The organism is Pseudomonas sp. AL10 (assembly GCF_029960685.1).
Lineage (GTDB): Bacteria > Pseudomonadota > Gammaproteobacteria > Pseudomonadales > Pseudomonadaceae > Aquipseudomonas > Aquipseudomonas lactis.
This window is the reverse complement of sequence record NZ_JASBQZ010000041.1, coordinates 28,210-44,316: the sequence shown is the minus strand read 5'-3', so window position 1 is coordinate 44,316 and position 16,107 is coordinate 28,210. Positions and strand designations below refer to the sequence as shown.

Sequence of the window (16,107 nt, the reverse complement as noted above, 5' to 3'; positions counted from 1 at the left end):
CTGTCAGAGCGGAACCCTAAGTGGCCGTTACCGCAGGAATGGATATGTACACGGTATAACAGCGTCGGCTGTCAGGGCGCCATCGCAGGCAAGCCAGCTCCCACAGAGATGCCGGGACTTCAGTCAAAATCTCGGATCAGCCACTGCTTCTATCGCTCAATCCTCGCGAATACTTGCCTGATCCTCCGACTTATCGCCTGCCGGGATAGATACCCCTTGCGCCGTGGTCTAGAGTCCAACCATGCGCGCGTGGCCAAGATGAAACCGGTTCTCAACCCCGCCGCCATAACCCGTCGCCCATGAGCGACACCAGGGCATGCCACCGCGCACGTCCCTGATAAGAAAAAGCACCACCAACCGATGATCAGCAGGTGAGCCCGCATGGAATTACGTATCAACCAAAAGGCCTATCAGGTCGATGCCGAAGCCGACACCCCGTTGTTGTGGGTGATCCGCGATAACTTGGGCATGACCGGCACCAAATACGGCTGCGGCCTGGCCCAGTGCGGCGCCTGTTCGGTGCTGGTGGACGGCAACGTGGTACGCGCCTGCGTGACGCCCGTGGCCGGCGTGGTCGGTCGTGAGATCACCACCATCGAGGCCGTGGAGGCCGATGACGTGGGCAAGCGTGTGGTGGCGGCCTGGGTCGAACATCAAGTGGCGCAATGCGGTTACTGCCAGTCCGGGCAGGTGATGGCGGCCACCGCGCTGCTCAAGCACACCCCCGCGCCAACCAAGGCGCAGATCGACGCGGCGATGGTCAACCTCTGCCGTTGCGGCACCTACAATGCCATCCATACCGCCATGGATGCCTTGGCCGCCGGGAAGGAGACCGCCTGATGAACACCACCGAGATCATTCCCGGCGTTACCCTGGGCGAACCAATCAACTTGTCCCGTCGCCGCTTCCTGGCCAGCACCGCTGTGGGCGCGCTGGTGATCGGCTTCGGCTTGCCGCTGGGCACCTCCCGCGTGCAAGCCGCGACCGGCGCTGCGGCTGAACGCGGTACTCAAGTGCCCGCCTTCCTGGAAATTCGCCCCGACGGCAGCGTGCGCTTGCTCAGCCCCTTCATGGAAGGCGGCCAAGGCACCCACACCGCCATGGCGCAGATCGTCGGTGAAGAGCTGGATGCCGACCCGGCCACGTTCATCGTCGAAGCGGCCCCGCCCGGCGAAGCCTACGTGGTGATGGAAAATGGCATGCGCATCACCGGCGGCAGCATGTCGGTGCGCATGAGCTACCCGACCATGCGCCGCCTCGGCGCCCTCGCCCGCGCGATGCTGATGCAAGCTGCCGCCGAGCAACTGCGCGTACCGCTCAGCGAGCTGACCACCCAACCCGGTCGCGTGGTGCACGCCGCTTCCGGTCGCTCCCTGGGCTACGGCGAACTGGCCGGGCGCGCCCTGGATATGCCGGTGCCCGACCCGGCCAGCATCACCCTGCGCGACCCAAGCCAGTTCCGCTGGATCGGCAAGCCGGTCAAGCGCCTGGATGCCTATGACAAATCCACCGGCAAGGCGCAGTACACCATCGACCTGAAAATCGACGGCATGCTCCACGCGGCGGTCCAACACGCGCCGCGCCTGGGCATGACCGTGGGCAGCCTGCGCAACCAGGCGCAGGTGCAGGCCATGAAAGGCGTGCATTCGGTTCACACCCTGCCCGGCGCCGTGGCGGTGGTAGCCGAACGTTGGTGGCATGCCAAGCGCGCCGTCGAAGCCATCCAGGTGGAATGGCTGGAAGCCGCCGCCGACTCCACCGTGCGGGCGATGCCGGCGGATTTTTCCAGCGACAAGTACCGCGACTTCCTTGCCGCCCAGCAAGGCCCGGCCCGCGATGAGGAAAACGAAGGCGATGTGCCCGGCGCACTGGCCAGCGCCAAGACCCGCGTCGAAGCCACCTACCACAACCAGTACCTCAACCACGCCCAGTTGGAGCCGCCTTCAGCCCTGGCACGCTTTAACCCCGACGGCACGCTGGAGGTGTGGCTGCCTAACCAGGCGCCGGATATGTTCCGTGCCGACATCGCCAAACGCACCGGCCTGAGCACTGAGCAAATCACCCTGCACTCGCCGCTGCTGGGCGGTTTTTTCGGCCGGCATTTCCTGTATGACTCCGCCAACCCTTACCCGCAGGCCATCGCGCTGGCCAAGGCGGTGGGTCGGCCGATCAAGCTGATCTGGAGCCGTGAAGAAGAGTTCGTGCGCGATGTATTGCGCCCGGTCGCCGTGGTCAAATTCCGCGCCGCGCTGGATGACAAAGGCCTGCCTGTGGCCATCGAAGCGGTGAGCGCCACCGAAGGCCCCACCGAAGCCATCGCCGGCAAACAGGGCGACGCCATCGACCCTACCGCCCTGGAAGGCTTGTCGGGCAAGAGCTACGCGATCCCCAACAAACGCATTGCGCAGATCTACGTCAAAGGTCCGGCCATGCTCGGTTACTGGCGTTCGGTGGGTAACTCGCTCAATGACTTTTTCTACGAAGCGTTCCTGGACGAACTGGCCGATAAAGGCGGCCATGACCCCTATGAACTGCGCCTGCACCTGCTACGCGACAACCCGCGCCTGACCACCCTGCTGCAAGCGGCCGCCGAGCTGTCTGGCGGTTGGAAGCGTGGGCCTTACACCGCCGAAGACGGCACCCGCCGTGCACGCGGCGTAGCCATGGCTTCGCCATTTGGCTCCCATGCAGCGGTGGTGGCCGAGGTGTCTATCGAAAACGGCCAGGTCAAGGTTCATCACATCTGGCAAGCAATTGACCCAGGCAGCATTGTCAACCCGGCGATTGTGGAGGCGCAGGTCAACGGTGCCGTGGCCTTGGGCCTGTCGCAAACCTTGTTAGAGGAAGCGGTGTACGTGGATGGCAAGCCACGGGCGCGCAACTACGACCTTTATCCAGTGCTGCCGCCTTCGCGTATGGCGCAGGTACACGTGAAGATCGTAGAGAGCGGCGAAAAGATGGGTGGCATCGGCGAACCGCCGTTGCCAGCTGTGGCCCCCGCCGTGGCGAATGCCGTGGCGCGATTGACCGGCCAACGCATCCGTAGTCTGCCTTTGAGCCGTTACACCTTCAGCTAACCGACAGGGAATGCCCATGAATAACCGCCGATTCGCAAGAACCGCAGGGTGGCTGGTGCTGCCCTGCGTGGTCGCCGCTGGCGTGCTGGCCTGGTACGTCACACGCCAGCCCGCCTCGCCTTTTGAACAACAGCAAAGCACAAGTTTCGACCCCGCCTTGGTCAGCCGCGGTGAATACGTCGCCCGCGTAAGTGACTGCGTGGCCTGCCACAGCCTGCCAGGCAAGACGCCCTTCGCCGGCGGCCTGGAAATGGCTACGCCGCTGGGAGCGATCCACGCCACCAACATCACCCCCGAGCGCGAGCATGGCATCGGCACCTATAGCCTGGCCGACTTCGACCGCGCGGTACGCCACGGCGTGGCGCCGGGTGGGCGACGGCTCTACCCGGCCATGCCCTACCCGTCTTACGTCAAACTCAGCGATGACGACATACAGGCGCTGTACGCGTTCTTCATGAAAGGCGTGCAACCGGCCAACGAACCTAACCTGCCCAGCGACATTCCCTGGCCGCTCAACCTGCGTTGGCCCATCGCCCTGTGGAACGGTGTGTTTGCGCCCACCGCGACCTACGCCGCCAAGCCCGGCCAGGACGCGCTGTGGAACCGTGGCGCGTATATCGTGCAAGGCCCTGGCCACTGCGGCAGTTGCCACACGCCACGCGGGCTAGCGTTCAACGAGAAAGCCCTGGACGAATCCGGCGCGCCATTCCTGGCCGGTGCCCTGCTCGACGGCTGGTACGCCCCCAGCCTGCGCCAGGACCACAACACCGGCCTGGGCCGCTGGAGTGAGGAACAGATCGTGCAGTTCCTCAAGACCGGTCGCAACCAGCATGCCGTGGTCTATGGCTCCATGACCGAGGCCTTCAACAACTCCACGCAGTTCATGCAGGACGATGACCTGGCCGCGATCGCTCGCTATCTGAAGTCACTGCCCGGCGACCCACAGCGTGACGGCAGCCCCTGGCAGTATCAGGCAGTCACGGCGCGCTCGGATGTCCCTGGCGCCCACACCTACGCCACCCGCTGTGCCTCCTGCCATGGCCTCGACGGCAAAGGCCAACCCGACTGGATGCCACCCCTGGCAGGCGCCACCTCGGCCCTGGCCACGGAAAATGCTTCGGCGATCAACATCACCCTCAACGGCTCGCAACGTGTGGTCACCGCCGGGATGCCGGACGCCTACCGCATGCCAGCATTTCGTGAGCAATTGTCCGACCAGGAAATCGCCGACGTGTTGAGCTACGTGCGTGGTACCTGGGGCAACCACGGCGGCGCGGTCGATGCGAAGGCTGTTAGCAAGTTGCGCGGGCATACGGACCCTGCGAGCAGTAGCCCGATTATTTTGCATATGCGCTGAGGACCAGGCGGTGCAGCGCTTGTGGCCGTTGATAGGCCCAAGGGGTGCACTGCCTCTGAGCACAGGCAGCGAAACGACTGGTATTTCCGAAATGGAGCATATAGCCAAATAGTTTTCTGCCCCACTGGCGAGCAATCGGTACCGCGACTAACCTCCCCTCAGTATCAGAAAGGAATCACCCAGCAGCCACGGAGGCTACCCCCCGCTAAATATGATCCAACTGCCCACGTTATCGAACGTTATAAATGGATTATCCAATCTACTCGTTGTTGTAGGTCAGTGCGCGAAAACAGGCTCACTCACTTGACAGTAATCAGTAAATAGGGAGCGAGGCGACCTATTTGATTTCTGCGTCTCCCATTGCCTCTAAGCAGTGCAATTCACGCCCTTAATAAACACGTCTTATCGCCACGCAAAAGGGCGCAGGCGTGCTCATATAAAATTATTGCTTCAGCAGGAGATAACCATGAGACAAGTTCAAAAAATCACCGTCAATAACAAAGGCGGTTACGTGTTTAACTTCAAGGTCCAATGGCTCAAGAGCGACGGTAAGTGGTACACGTCCCAATGGAGTAGCGGTGACTATCCGGTGGCGCAGTCTCGGACCACACCGAATCTGGAAACCATCGGCGTGCCTTCAGACGCGCTGGCCGTCACGGTGTATGGGCATGCACTGGCCGGGTCATCAGGCCAAGGCACGCCGTTTGTGGGGTTTGCCGCAAACGGCCAGATCGCGACCTACGATGCGGTAGGAACAACCCTCATCGGCTTTGCGATTAACTTGATCGAATAAATCAAGTTCTTTACCACGGGGTATCCGGCCCCCACTTTTCGTGACTTGCCGTTGGAAGTTGGCGCCGGCTTTCTTTTTTACTCTCAACTCACCTGACGTTAAACACCACGTAACAGGAAACCAACATGAAACAAGTCGAACGCATTGGTTGCCTTAACAACGGCATTTTTGTCATGAACTTTTCGATTCAGTGGCTTGATTCGGCCGGCCAATGGCATACCTGCGATTGGAACAGTGGCAACTTCGAAAATGGTGTGTACAGGGTCAGTCCTTCACTTGCATTGCTCGGCATTCCCGCGGATGCAATTGGCGTCACGCCTTATGTGTCCGCCGTCGCAGGCATCCAAAATCAAGGAGAACCTTTAGTTCAGTCGGCCAATAACGGCAGGCTGGCCGCTTATGAAGTCACGGGAACAACCTTGAATTTCAAGGTTCAGCCGCTACCGTGGAAAAACTGGGCTCAGAACATCGTCGACACCCTGGAAATCGATGGTCAATACTACTTCTCCCCAACCCATCTGGCAGCGCTTCAAGACATCGTGCGCCAGGCCGGCGCGGCAGGCGCGACAGTACGCGTATCGGGCCAACGACACGCGCAACCGGCCTTGGTTGCCGAAGACAATCGCATCGCCCCAGCCCCCCACCGCTGGCTCATCGACCTCGCCTGTTACGCAGACTTGGGCCCGAACGGGGATGAGTCTATTGTGCTGGGCACCGCCCCACATACGATCACCGTGAACACGGGTGTGCGCGAGGATGAGTTGGATGCCTTCCTGACCGCCCATGACCTGATGCTCAAGACCGCGACCGCCGGCGGCTTCTTCAGCCTGGGGGGCATGACCGCTGTCGATGTCCACGGCGCAACCATCCGCGCACCGATTTTTGCCGAAACCGCTTCGGCGTTCACCCTCATGGGGCCGGACGGCCAGGTGCGGACCATTGACGCACAGACGCCAGCAGTCGACGGATGGTCGCCCTTGCAATTTGCACGCGTCTCCCTCGGTGCGTTGGGCGTTGTCACTTCAGTGACTCTGGATGTATTGCCCCGCCCATGGGCAACCACGTTGAATGCAGGCAAAGACACCAACGTTGTCTGCGCTGACGAGCCAACCTTCATCGCCCGGTTCAAGGCGCTGCTTACGGACCATGACCGCGTCGAATCCTTTCTCAATCCCTACACCGACAATTTCCTGATCTTGTGGTGGGATGTGGTTGCTTCCCCTGCGACCCAGGTTCCCAACCTGAAGACAAGCGTACCGAATGCCTGTGCCCTGGCGGGAGAGAATGTATTCGGAGCACCCTACCTGATACCGTTTGAGCCCATCATCGAGCCGCCCCTCATCGCCGCCCAGTATGGCAATAACACGACAACGGCGAGTGCAATCATCGACGCTGGGTTCCTTACGATCGAAACGCTTTTTGATCAAGCCGCGGCGGTCTACTCAGACTTGTGGCTAACCAAGGCCTCACGCGTTATTTTCATGTCGTACTTTATCGAGCTCCCGGCTCTGGATGACGAAGGCCTCAGTAAAGCCTGGCAAGGACTCGACGCCGTAAAGGCACGGATCAAGAGTACCAGCGACTTCCTGGTGGTTGCCCCGCTGGAGTTCCGCTTCGTCCGTGGTGGGGACACAGCGTTGGCCGGGACGTACACGCAAACCCCAGACGCTACCTTCGTGAACCTGGATCTTATCGGTTACGTACCCGCTGTGGCGGCGTCTGACTACCCGGATCGCCTCCTGCACTTTTTTGCGGATATTGAACGAGACTGGGTTGCCCTGGGTGGCATGCCGCACACCGGCAAAATGTTCGGTTTTTACAACCCGGCTCAACCCTCGGGAACTTACTCTGAGCCGTTCAACCCGGAATTCCTGAAGGACCTTGCACAGCGCCGAAGCGAGAGAACTGCGGCCTTCAACGCCTTTCGCAAGGCCTGTGATCCAGCGGGTCGATTCCACAACCACTTTGTCGCGACGCTGCTGGGAGACATGCCGTAGCAGGGGTGTTGTGCGCTTGCCTGTGAATTCATCGACTCGGTTTGTCTGATGTACCGAGGTGTTTGCATCGCAGGCAAGCCAGCCCCCACATTCGGGCGATGAGTACCCTTGAGTTAAGCGTCGGCTGTTTGGACGGCTTATTTGCTCTCGTCCGCCTTGCCTTCCTGCATCTGCACTGACGACTGGGTGCCACTGTTGTTGTCTTTGGTGGCGTTATCGGCGTTGTCAAAACAGCCGTGTAGCATGAACGCGCTGCATAGACCCAGGCACATATAGAGTTTCTTCATGAGGGTTCACCTGTTGATGAGTGAGTGATGTACGCGTGACGAAAGTACGATTCGTCCGCCCATGATCTATCTGTCTGGAATAGAGGCGCTGGCGTTCAAAAAATAGCCCCTTGGCTGACGAATGGGGGCCGCGTGTTATTCAAACGGGATCACCGAGATCTTGCCGTTGCGCTCAAGAATCGCGAAGCGGATCTGCTTGAGCTCTACAAGCCCTTGGGTGGACCGGGCCGCCTCAAGGATGTCGCCCTCGTCCAGGCGCGCATGCTTGAGGCGTTTATGCAGCACCTGGCCTTGCTCGACCAGCACCGTCGGCCCGCCATCGAGCACCCGCGCGAACCAGGCTGAACGCTGCTTGACCAGCGAGAATCCGATATCGATGGCAATCAGGGTGGCGATGACCAGCACAGCATTGGTCATCGAGAAGTCTTCGCCCAGCAACGCCTGTTGGGTGGCCTCGCCGATGACCATCAACAGCACCAGGTCAAAGGTGGTGAGTTCAGCCAGCGTGCGCCTGCCGGCAACCTTGAACAGCACCAGCAGTACCAGGTAAATCGCCATAGCCCGCAGTACAGAGTCCATGGTTGACCCTCGCAACAGTGAATGGGAAACGACCGATTCATACGGATTAGGTGACCACCGCGCCGCTCAGGTTCATTCTTTCGACTCGCCCCGGCCACCATCTAAAAAGATGATGGTTCCAGCGCAACTGAAGCGTTGAAGTGATCGAAATTTCGGCAGAAACCCAATTGATATAGGGGCGCTTGAAGCGGGTCACACGTCTATATCGACCACGTTGAAGAAGGAAACCCCTGTCATGAACGACTCACAACGCGCCTGGGAATTGGCCATGGTGCTGATTGCCAATGGCCGGATCCCCTTTGACCCCGCCAACCCGAGCGGGTCGGTGAAGATCCTGTCCAAGCATTTGCAAGCACTGGAAGAAGCACTGCGTGAACAGGCCACAGACGTCGCCACGCATGAGCGCCTGGGCAAGAACAGCAGCCGCAGGCCCTCATTGGTGTGTGCCGACTAGGCGTCAGGCTTTGGTGCGGTTACAGCCGATCCGATTCGGCAACTGGCCCTGCCTGGTTTTCAGCGTGGCCTGCAGCGCTTGCGGCAAGGTGCTCCAGAACGTCAGCCCGGAGCGCTCTTCGATGTGATCCACGGTGACCTGGTAATCGCAGAAGTCTGCGCCCTTGGGGGTTTCCTGGTTCATCACGAATGAGGCGTACAGGCCCGTTTCCGGCGAACTGCCGACCACGATGATTTTCCAATAACCACTGGGGATGGTGTGCACTTTGTTCGTGCCCGGCAACGAGCCGACAAAATGCTCATACAGCGGCCCGGTGGCCACATACACCTGATCGACGCCTGGTTCCTTGCTGAGGTTGCGCTCCTGGTCTTCCAGGCGCGCCCACGGCCCCTGGTTGAGCTCGGCCTTTTGCGGGGTGATGTTCGACAAGTAGTTGAGCGTTTGCCAATCGGCCACCCCGGCCATCGAAGCCAGGTTGGCCTGATGCCCACGGTCGATTTTGAGCGCGACGTTGGCGCCGTTGTAATCCACCGGGTCCAGGGTTTCCCCGGCTGGAATATCCGGGTCGGTGCGCCAGTCACGGGAGCGCCCGCTGGCCGCCGTGGCCTTGGTGATCTTGTAGGACACCCAATTGGCAAACTTGGTCGAACCGTTGTTGTTCAACGTGTAGGCCTGGCGGTTCAACGTCACTGGGCTGCCGCCGGTGGGGCAGCCAACCGCGCAGTTATCGAACGGCAAGGCTGGCGCAGGGAGGACGGCGGACTGGCGCGAGGGTGTGGTACAGGCAACCATCAACGGGATCAACGAAAACGCCAGGTACTTGAACGATGTGCTTCCTTGCATGGTGTTACTCCTTGGGATGAATCTTCTAAGAGACTGAATGGCCTCGGCCGATGCGCGTCCTGCGCAAGCCGAGATAACCATTGAATCACATAAACATTTCTAAACAACGACAGCAACCAGGCCGACGAACGTAACTCCCGCGCGCGCCATCGCAGCCATAACTGTGCTATCCATAACGCCGCCCTTAGGCGAGCGATAGCACCACCTCATCAATGCACAAGGAACTTACACATGAGTGAGAAACCGGCAATTGTCTTGGTCCATGGTTTTTGGGGCGGTGCGGCGCACTGGAATCGGGTGATTATCGAACTGCACAACAAGGGCTATACCGATTTGCATGCGGTGGAGATGCCGCTGACCTCGCTGGCCGACGATGCAGAACGTACCCGCAAGATGGTTGCGCAAATCAAGGGCCCGGTGTTGTTGGTGGGGCATTCCTATGGCGGCGCCGTCATCACTCAAGCGGGCAACGAACCAAATGTCGCAGGCCTGGTGTACATCGCGGCATTCGCCCCGGATGACGGCGAAAGCCCTGGCGGCATCACCCAGGAACATCTGCCCGAAGCCGCCCCTAACCTGGCGCCTGATAGCGACGGTTATCTGTGGGTCAAGCCTGAACGGTTCCACGACAGCTTCTGCCAGGACCTGCCCCGGCAAGAAGGCCAAGTCATGGGGGTTACCCAAAAGGCCCCGCTGGCCAGCACCTTTGGCGATGTGGTCAGCAACCCGGCGTGGAAGAACAAACCGTCCTGGTACCAGATTTCGAGCCAGGACCGCATGATCCATCCCGACAACCAGGCACGCATGGCCAAACGCCTGGGCACTCGGGAAACCCTCACACTGGATGCCAGCCACGCCTCCCTGGCGTCCAGACCGGCAGAAGTCGCTGCGTTTATCGATAAGGCGGCGTGTTCGCTGTCGTGATGATGTAATCAAGCTCGGGGGGGGGGGTAATGAAGTGTTTAAACAGAGGATGCTCCACGACCATGACTGAATACTTTCTGCCCCCCGCTGCCCCACACTGGCTGATCCGCCAAGCCACCCCCGATGACGTGCATGCCTTGGTCGCACTGGATGCCTACGCAACCGAGCATGCCAGCCGTCGCGTGTTTATCTATGACGCCGTGGTTCGCCAGAAATGCCTGGTAGCCGCCGACGCTAACCTGTGCGCCGGCTACCTGGTGCTCACCCACGATTTTTTCAACCATGGGTTTATTGCCCTGGTGGTGGTTTCACCGCTGTACCAGCGCCAGGGCGTCGCCCTTCGTCTGCTGGCAGCGGCCGAAGCAGCCTGCAAGACGCCCAAGCTGTTCGCGTCGACCAATGCCTCCAACAGAGCGTCACAGGCCCTACTGATGAAAGCTGGCTTTATTCCCAGCGGGCAGATCGAGAATCTGGATGAAGATGACCCTGAACACATTTACGTCAAATTCGTCCATTGATCCCGCTCAGGTCCAGGCAATCAGCCGCGCGGCCAAGTAAAGGCCCACCCCAAACACCCCATGGTTGATCACACTGCGCAGGCAATTCTTGCCTGGCGCGGCTGTTTTGGAGGATGCAAACCCGGCCCCCATCGCAGGCTGTATCAGCAACAGCGGGACGGCCACTGTCACCACACCCAGTATCAGTGCCGGCAAAATGGTGGGGGCCTGCAGCCAGGCAATCCCTTCAACCCACACCAGCGTGATCGCAAAAACAACGCCGGTGACGTAATGCGCGACCCAGCCCAGGGCCACTTCACCTCGAACGGATGACGCCTGCCCTATGCTGGCGTGAACAAACCGCCCTTGGCACGCATGACCGACCCAACGCCCCACAAACGCGAAATTCAGCGTCGGAACGCCAAGAGCCTTCATCAATAGCATCCACATATCCATCACGGCGGTAGCTCCCGCCCCTAACAACACAACCTGTGCGACCACTTCCAGCGCTGCCATATCTACCTCTTATTCATGGACCCATCGAACGTGCGCAGGCATCATAGAAGTTGAAGTCAACTTCAAGTCAATGGGTTACCAATGGATATCGCAGAGGTCGTCAAGCGCACGGGAGTTCCTGCCCATACCTTGCGTTTTTATGAGAAGAAAGGCTTGATCACCTCGATCAGCCCGGCCGGTATTCGCCGCCAGTTTCCAGCGGCGGTGATTGAGCAGTTAGCGCTGATTGCACTTGGGCAGGCGGGTGGACTTTCGCTGGATGAAATACAGGCCATGCTATCGCCAAACGGCCAGGCTGATGTGGACAGAGCGGTGCTGCTGGCCAAGGCCGACGAGATTGATGCGACGGTCAGGCAACTGCGCGCCATGAGCCGTGGCTTGCGGCACGCGGCAGCCTGCCCTGCGCCTGATCACGCGCAATGCCCGAACTTTCGTCGGCTGCTTAAAATCGCTGCCGCGGGGGTCTTTAAACGCGACAGCGCCCACCGCCCCGCCGGTGTTCGCCCTGCACACTCAAACGTTGAGGCCGTATGATTCGCGACTTTCGAAACGCTGATGTAGAACCTGTGCTGGACATTTGGTTGCAAGCGTCAACCCTGGCCCACCACTTCATTACCCCTGAGTTCTGGCATAAACAATTGGGCGCCATGCGCGAGATCTACCTACCAAGCGCCGTGACACGCGTGTTTGAGGTTGATGGACAAGTCCGGGGGTTCAGTTGCGTATATGAAAACACCTTGGCAGCGCTATTTGTCTCACCTGCTCATCAGGGCCGCGGCGTAGGCACGCAGTTGCTGGAGGATGCCATGGGGTCTAGAGCCGCTCTTCAACTGAGCGTGTATTCGCAGAATGTTGCCAGCCTTCATTTCTACCAGAAGCACGGATTTATCGTCCTCAGCGAACAGCGGGACGAACACACGGGTCACCTAGAAAAGGTAATGCGCTGGGCATCTGTTAGCTCGCCTAACCCACGGCCCTACCCCCGGTGATCCGGCAAACAGCGGCCTTGCCGGGGCCCCTACGCAGGAACCTTCTCTTGAATGTGCAATCTGTGGTTCACCCTTTGAACCGATTGTGAGACCCCGCGCATGCTTCTGAAAAAAGCCGTCCTCTGCCTGGCACTGCTAAGTGCCGGCTTCATCGCAGGCTATGCGGCAAAACCCACCCCGCAGCTGCAAGTCACCGCTGGCCAATTGATGGAGTGCGGTGAACTCATGATCCCGACGCTTGGGATGTGAGTCGCCAACCTCCAGGTACAAGCCGTTTTCAGCCATTCGAAATCATGTCCGCAGGATGCACGTTGAACCCATTTCGCCCCGCCGCCTTCGCGCCGTAAAGCGCTGCATCTGCGGCCTCCACCAGCCCCAACACCGGCGCCAGCCGTGAGCCCATGCCCGTCGCAACACCGATACTCACACTCACGTGCCCGAAGGGGCTGCCTGGGTGTGTGATGTTCTCCTGCTGCAGACGCGAAAGAATGCGTTGCGCGACCACCGCAGCGCCTGTGCTGTCAGTCGCGGGCAGGATGATCGCCATTTCTTCTCCGCCATAGCGCGCCACCAGGTCCGACGGGCGCCGCACGCACGACTCCAATAGCGTGCTGACCGCCTGCAAGCACGCATCTCCCGCGACATGACCAAAGGCATCATTGAAGCGTTTGAAATGGTCGATATCGAGCATCAGCAATGCCAGCGACGTACCCTCGCGCTGCGCCCGGCGCGCTTCCACGGCCAGCGTCTCATCAAAACAGCGGCGGTTGGCCAGGCCGGTCAGCGCGTCCTTCTTCGCCAAGAGTGCCAATTGCCGATTGGAGTCGAGCAACTGTTGCTGGGCGACACGCAACGCCTCTTCCGCCGCCGTACGCCTGCGGATATCCAGGATCAGAAACCAGCCGATCAGCCCCGTCAGCCCCAACAGCCCCGCCACCACGACCGCTGACAGCGCCGCCTCGATGCGCCACGCCGCGAGGGCTTCGTGCTTGCCCAACGCGACCGTAGTGATCAGCGGCAGGGTTTCGCTTTTGCGAAAGGCATAGAGCCGCTCTACCCCGTCCAGGCTGGAGGTATAGGCCGCAGTGCCCACCGGTTGGTCGACCAGGTACTTGGAATAAATAGGCGAGGAGGAAAAGTTGCGGCCCATGTCCTGCTCGCGGAAGGGGTAACGCACCAGCAACGTACCGTCGGCGTAGGACAGGCCGATGGCGCCCTCCTGGCCCACATCGAGTTTGCCGAATACCCGCAGAAAGTTTTCCACCCCCAGGGTCACAGCGACCACGCCAGCGAAGTTGCCGGCCGCGTCGTTGAAACGGCGGCTGATGGTCACCACCCATTCATGGTTGGCGCGGCTTTGAATCGGCGGGCCAATAAAAGGTTCAGCGCTCGGATCGTCGCGATGGTGGATGAAATAGGCCCGATCACTGCTATTGGCGCCCTCCGGAATCGCACGATTGGAAGACAGCAGCCACCGGCCCTGATGATCATAAATGGTGATGCCGCTGAGCTGCGGCATCAGCGGCTGCTGTCGGTTGATCAGCGTACTGATGCGCTGGATTTGCACCGGGCCACTGCCTTCGGTTTCCAGGCGCTCCACCAACCCCAGCAACAGCAACGAGCTTTGCCGCACGATGCCTTCGGTATAGGTGTTAAGGGCCTGGGTCAGGTTCAAGCCATGCACGTCCACTTCCGCCAGCGCACGGTCGCGGGAAGACAGGACTTTCCAAATCGTCAGCGAAGTCAGGGAACAGCCGATTACCAACAGCAACAGCATCACAAGACGGGTATCACGCTTCACGTCAGCACCTTAAGGAAGTCCGGTTTCCATTCCAGCCATCATTCGAACGTCGGTACTCACAGGGGCAACCGGTTCCAGAGTGCCAGCATACAAGCAGTCCGTGCAGGCTGCAGCAACAGAGTGTGCGGCTGAGCGCCGGCCAGAGGAGCCAGCGGCTTTAATGACCACTATCAAAACAGGGTATTGAATGCTAAACCAACCGTTAAGGTCGCTATTAATTCAATATCAATCGACGCAGAAAAACTTATACGAAGCGGCACTTTCTGAGCCTACTTGTACAAGTTTCATCTGCCACTCTACCGTTCATCGCCCTTTTAAAAAAATTTCAAAACATCTGCGCACCTGCCCTTATCAGAAAAGATGTCCGTTGCATAAACGGGCAACTAGCGAAACGACATTTCAAAACTGGGAGTATTGTTATGACGACGAGCAATAAAAACCCTGGAAACTTTGCCAACGATCGCGAAAAAGCATCAGAGGCGGGAAAGAAAGGTGGACAGGCCTCTGGCGGCAATTTCGCCAACGACCGCGAGAAAGCCTCGGAAGCCGGGCGTAAAGGCGGCCAGAACAGTCATGGTGGGGGGCGTAAGTCCTGACCACACGGGCAGTACCGCTGTTCCGTTTGTTAACAAAGGGCATTCATCATGCGTGCGTCCATTGATAATCAGCGCGGCGAGCCAGCTCGCAGGCCGATTGTAGAAGTGCAAACTAAAGCAAGGACCGGCCTGCGTTCTAATACGTCTGCGTGTTACGAACATCAGCAACTTGCTGAACAAGCCGAAGCCACGATAAGTGCATCTAAAACGCCACCCTTGTGTGAAAGGCACTTGTAATCGTGCAGCTTGATGCCCGCGACCAAGTGCACGCTTCAAGCACAATCGAAGTGAACGTTACATTACCGACATAACGACGAGGTAACTGAACATGACTACTCAAGACAAGCAAGGCAACATGAGCGTCAGCGAAGCCGGTAAAAAAGGCGGCGAGGCCACTTCTGCGTCCCATGACAAAGAGTTCTATCAGGAGATCGGCAGCAAAGGTGGCCAAAACAGTGGCGGGAACTTCAAGAACGATCCCGAGCGCGCCGCTGAAGCCGGCAGCAAAGGCGGCCAGAACAGCGGGGGCAATTTCAAGAATGACCCCGAACGCGCCGCCGAGGCGGGCAGCAAAGGCGGCCAGAACAGTGGCGGCAATTTTGCCAACGACCGTGAAAAAGCTTCCGAAGCCGGGCGTAAAGGTGGCGAACACAGCCACGGCGGCGGGCGCAAAAGCTGATGTGCTTGATGCAGGGGAGCCGTGCTCCCCTGCTTTCATTGATGAGGGACACCATGCCTTTACACATTATCAACTTCACCGCACCGGTCACCGCTTCTACGTGCAGCCAACTGATTGAAAAAGCCTCGTTGGCCGTACAACAAGATGCCCAGGGCCTGGTACTGAATATCGCCACCATGGGTGGTGAATGCAGCTACGGCTTTACGATGTACAACTTTTTATTGTCCCTGCCGATTCCGGTGCATACCCATAACCTCGGCACCGTGGAATCCATGGGCAATATCATCTTCCTGGCCGGTGAGCGCAGGACCGCCTGCAAACACAGTAAATTCCTGTTCCACCCCTTCCACTGGCATGTGCAAGGCGCGGTTGACCACTCGCGCATGTCCGAATATGCGATGAGCCTCGATTACGACTTGCAGTTGTACGCACGCATCGTCGCCGAGCGCACCGCCGATGCCGTCGAAAAACTGGAGACCGAAAAATACCTGATCGCCGCGCCACGCATTCTCGACCCGCAACAAGCGCTCACCGCCGGCTTGATCCATGGGATCGAACTTCCCATGGTCAAGGCGGAATTCGTGAGCAGCTTCATTCATTCCTAGGGCTTATCAGGCAAAAACTGCACAACACGAAAAGTACGCAGCAGAACGGCAAAAACCTGACCCCACGAACCGAGCGGGCGCACGCGCCCGCAACTACCTAACTATCACCACAA

General features: G+C 59.4%; 19 protein-coding genes. 14 read left to right on the top strand and 5 right to left on the bottom strand.

All coding sequences use genetic code 11. The annotated features are described in order from the left end of the window. Positions 1–381: 381 nt before the first annotated feature. The 5 genes from QK296_RS24765 (at position 382) to QK296_RS24745 (ending at position 7,224) form a co-directional block, all read left to right on the top strand. Positions 382–840 (top strand): (2Fe-2S)-binding protein, encoded by a 459-nt coding sequence (locus QK296_RS24765; RefSeq protein WP_137205193.1) that lies wholly within the window; start codon positions 382–384, stop codon positions 838–840. Next, positions 840–3,077 (top strand): molybdopterin cofactor-binding domain-containing protein, encoded by a 2,238-nt coding sequence (locus QK296_RS24760; protein WP_282391603.1) that lies wholly within the window; start codon positions 840–842, stop codon positions 3,075–3,077. The genes QK296_RS24765 and QK296_RS24760 overlap by 1 nt, the downstream gene beginning before the upstream one ends. Positions 3,078–3,093: 16 nt before the next feature. Continuing rightward, complete coding sequence (locus QK296_RS24755; protein WP_282391601.1) at positions 3,094–4,434, top strand: cytochrome c; 1,341 nt, start codon at positions 3,094–3,096, stop codon at positions 4,432–4,434. Between the two features lie 466 nt (positions 4,435–4,900). Continuing rightward, complete coding sequence (locus QK296_RS24750; RefSeq protein ID WP_003190491.1) at positions 4,901–5,227, top strand: hypothetical protein; 327 nt, start codon at positions 4,901–4,903, stop codon at positions 5,225–5,227. A 125-nt stretch (positions 5,228–5,352) separates the two neighbouring features. Continuing rightward, the gene (locus QK296_RS24745) at positions 5,353–7,224 is read left to right on the top strand and encodes a D-arabinono-1,4-lactone oxidase (RefSeq protein ID WP_057710077.1); all 1,872 of its coding nucleotides are present in this window, start codon (positions 5,353–5,355) and stop codon (positions 7,222–7,224) included. A gap of 137 nt (positions 7,225–7,361) precedes the next feature. Here QK296_RS24745 and QK296_RS24740 read toward each other — a convergent pair whose 3' ends face one another. Further along, positions 7,362–7,511 (bottom strand): hypothetical protein, encoded by a 150-nt coding sequence (locus tag QK296_RS24740; protein ID WP_003190489.1) that lies wholly within the window; start codon positions 7,509–7,511, stop codon positions 7,362–7,364. A gap of 135 nt (positions 7,512–7,646) precedes the next feature. Beyond that, complete coding sequence (locus tag QK296_RS24735; RefSeq protein WP_034134983.1) at positions 7,647–8,090, bottom strand: YetF domain-containing protein; 444 nt, start codon at positions 8,088–8,090, stop codon at positions 7,647–7,649. 235 nt (positions 8,091–8,325) lie between these two features. On the opposite strand from QK296_RS24735, the gene QK296_RS24730 reads away from it, so the two are divergent. Next, positions 8,326–8,544: a hypothetical protein gene (locus QK296_RS24730; RefSeq protein WP_003190486.1), complete on the top strand. Its 219-nt coding sequence runs from the start codon at positions 8,326–8,328 to the stop codon at positions 8,542–8,544. Positions 8,545–8,547: 3 nt separating this feature from the next. Here the strand turns inward: QK296_RS24730 and QK296_RS24725 are convergent, their stop codons facing one another. Continuing rightward, on the bottom strand, positions 8,548–9,387 hold the full coding sequence (locus QK296_RS24725) for a DNA/RNA non-specific endonuclease (RefSeq protein ID WP_282391597.1): 840 nt from the start codon (positions 9,385–9,387) through the stop codon (positions 8,548–8,550). 231 nt (positions 9,388–9,618) lie between these two features. Here QK296_RS24725 and QK296_RS24720 point away from each other — a divergent pair, with 231 nt between their 5' ends. Together QK296_RS24720 and QK296_RS24715 are read left to right on the top strand one after the other, a co-directional pair. Then, positions 9,619–10,311: an alpha/beta hydrolase gene (locus QK296_RS24720; protein ID WP_056784109.1), complete on the top strand. Its 693-nt coding sequence runs from the start codon at positions 9,619–9,621 to the stop codon at positions 10,309–10,311. Positions 10,312–10,373: 62 nt separating this feature from the next. After that, positions 10,374–10,829: a GNAT family N-acetyltransferase gene (locus QK296_RS24715; RefSeq protein ID WP_282391595.1), complete on the top strand. Its 456-nt coding sequence runs from the start codon at positions 10,374–10,376 to the stop codon at positions 10,827–10,829. A 6-nt stretch (positions 10,830–10,835) separates the two neighbouring features. On the opposite strand, the gene QK296_RS24710 is transcribed toward QK296_RS24715, so the two are convergent. Further along, the gene (locus tag QK296_RS24710; RefSeq protein WP_282391593.1) at positions 10,836–11,324 is read right to left on the bottom strand and encodes a DUF2938 domain-containing protein; all 489 of its coding nucleotides are present in this window, start codon (positions 11,322–11,324) and stop codon (positions 10,836–10,838) included. 81 nt (positions 11,325–11,405) lie between these two features. Between QK296_RS24710 and QK296_RS24705 the strand changes: the two genes are divergently transcribed. The 3 genes from QK296_RS24705 (at position 11,406) to QK296_RS24695 (ending at position 12,562) form a co-directional block, all read left to right on the top strand. Beyond that, positions 11,406–11,858 carry a helix-turn-helix domain-containing protein gene (locus QK296_RS24705; protein ID WP_282391591.1) on the top strand — a complete coding sequence of 151 codons (453 nt, stop codon included), beginning with the start codon at positions 11,406–11,408 and terminating at the stop codon, positions 11,856–11,858. Then, positions 11,855–12,313 carry a GNAT family N-acetyltransferase gene (locus QK296_RS24700; RefSeq protein ID WP_282391589.1) on the top strand — a complete coding sequence of 153 codons (459 nt, stop codon included), beginning with the start codon at positions 11,855–11,857 and terminating at the stop codon, positions 12,311–12,313. Before QK296_RS24705 ends, QK296_RS24700 begins: the two co-directional genes overlap by 4 nt. Before the next feature lie 99 nt (positions 12,314–12,412). After that, a complete protein-coding gene (locus QK296_RS24695; RefSeq protein ID WP_165861668.1) occupies positions 12,413–12,562 on the top strand; it encodes a hypothetical protein in 150 nt (49 codons plus the stop codon). 28 nt (positions 12,563–12,590) lie between these two features. Here the strand turns inward: QK296_RS24695 and QK296_RS24690 are convergent, their stop codons facing one another. Beyond that, positions 12,591–14,114 (bottom strand): sensor domain-containing diguanylate cyclase, encoded by a 1,524-nt coding sequence (locus QK296_RS24690; RefSeq protein ID WP_282391578.1) that lies wholly within the window; start codon positions 14,112–14,114, stop codon positions 12,591–12,593. Positions 14,115–14,533: 419 nt separating this feature from the next. Between QK296_RS24690 and QK296_RS24685 the strand changes: the two genes are divergently transcribed. The 3 genes from QK296_RS24685 (at position 14,534) to QK296_RS24675 (ending at position 15,994) form a co-directional block, all read left to right on the top strand. Then, positions 14,534–14,710, top strand: coding sequence for a general stress protein (locus QK296_RS24685; protein WP_019821495.1), 177 nt, complete (start codon positions 14,534–14,536; stop codon positions 14,708–14,710). A gap of 328 nt (positions 14,711–15,038) precedes the next feature. After that, the gene (locus QK296_RS24680; RefSeq protein WP_019821493.1) at positions 15,039–15,389 is read left to right on the top strand and encodes a general stress protein; all 351 of its coding nucleotides are present in this window, start codon (positions 15,039–15,041) and stop codon (positions 15,387–15,389) included. A gap of 53 nt (positions 15,390–15,442) precedes the next feature. Continuing rightward, entirely contained in the window at positions 15,443–15,994 is a 552-nt protein-coding gene (locus tag QK296_RS24675) for an ATP-dependent Clp protease proteolytic subunit (RefSeq protein WP_192001895.1), read from the top strand. The last annotated feature ends 113 nt before the right edge of the window (positions 15,995–16,107 follow it).

Coding starts and splice junctions, on each gene's coding strand:
- QK296_RS24695 (WP_165861668.1), top strand. CDS start 12,413: ATGCTTCTGAAAAAAGCCGTCCTCTGCCTGGCACTGCTAAGTGCCGGC.
- QK296_RS24760 (WP_282391603.1), top strand. CDS start 840: ATGAACACCACCGAGATCATTCCCGGCGTTACCCTGGGCGAACCAATC.
- QK296_RS24740 (WP_003190489.1), bottom strand. CDS start 7,511: ATGAAGAAACTCTATATGTGCCTGGGTCTATGCAGCGCGTTCATGCTA.
- QK296_RS24715 (WP_282391595.1), top strand. CDS start 10,374: ATGACTGAATACTTTCTGCCCCCCGCTGCCCCACACTGGCTGATCCGC.
- QK296_RS24705 (WP_282391591.1), top strand. CDS start 11,406: ATGGATATCGCAGAGGTCGTCAAGCGCACGGGAGTTCCTGCCCATACC.
- QK296_RS24750 (WP_003190491.1), top strand. CDS start 4,901: ATGAGACAAGTTCAAAAAATCACCGTCAATAACAAAGGCGGTTACGTG.
- QK296_RS24675 (WP_192001895.1), top strand. CDS start 15,443: ATGCCTTTACACATTATCAACTTCACCGCACCGGTCACCGCTTCTACG.
- QK296_RS24735 (WP_034134983.1), bottom strand. CDS start 8,090: ATGGACTCTGTACTGCGGGCTATGGCGATTTACCTGGTACTGCTGGTG.
- QK296_RS24745 (WP_057710077.1), top strand. CDS start 5,353: ATGAAACAAGTCGAACGCATTGGTTGCCTTAACAACGGCATTTTTGTC.
- QK296_RS24685 (WP_019821495.1), top strand. CDS start 14,534: ATGACGACGAGCAATAAAAACCCTGGAAACTTTGCCAACGATCGCGAA.
- QK296_RS24680 (WP_019821493.1), top strand. CDS start 15,039: ATGACTACTCAAGACAAGCAAGGCAACATGAGCGTCAGCGAAGCCGGT.
- QK296_RS24725 (WP_282391597.1), bottom strand. CDS start 9,387: ATGCAAGGAAGCACATCGTTCAAGTACCTGGCGTTTTCGTTGATCCCG.
- QK296_RS24720 (WP_056784109.1), top strand. CDS start 9,619: ATGAGTGAGAAACCGGCAATTGTCTTGGTCCATGGTTTTTGGGGCGGT.
- QK296_RS24765 (WP_137205193.1), top strand. CDS start 382: ATGGAATTACGTATCAACCAAAAGGCCTATCAGGTCGATGCCGAAGCC.
- QK296_RS24755 (WP_282391601.1), top strand. CDS start 3,094: ATGAATAACCGCCGATTCGCAAGAACCGCAGGGTGGCTGGTGCTGCCC.
- QK296_RS24710 (WP_282391593.1), bottom strand. CDS start 11,324: ATGGCAGCGCTGGAAGTGGTCGCACAGGTTGTGTTGTTAGGGGCGGGA.
- QK296_RS24700 (WP_282391589.1), top strand. CDS start 11,855: ATGATTCGCGACTTTCGAAACGCTGATGTAGAACCTGTGCTGGACATT.
- QK296_RS24730 (WP_003190486.1), top strand. CDS start 8,326: ATGAACGACTCACAACGCGCCTGGGAATTGGCCATGGTGCTGATTGCC.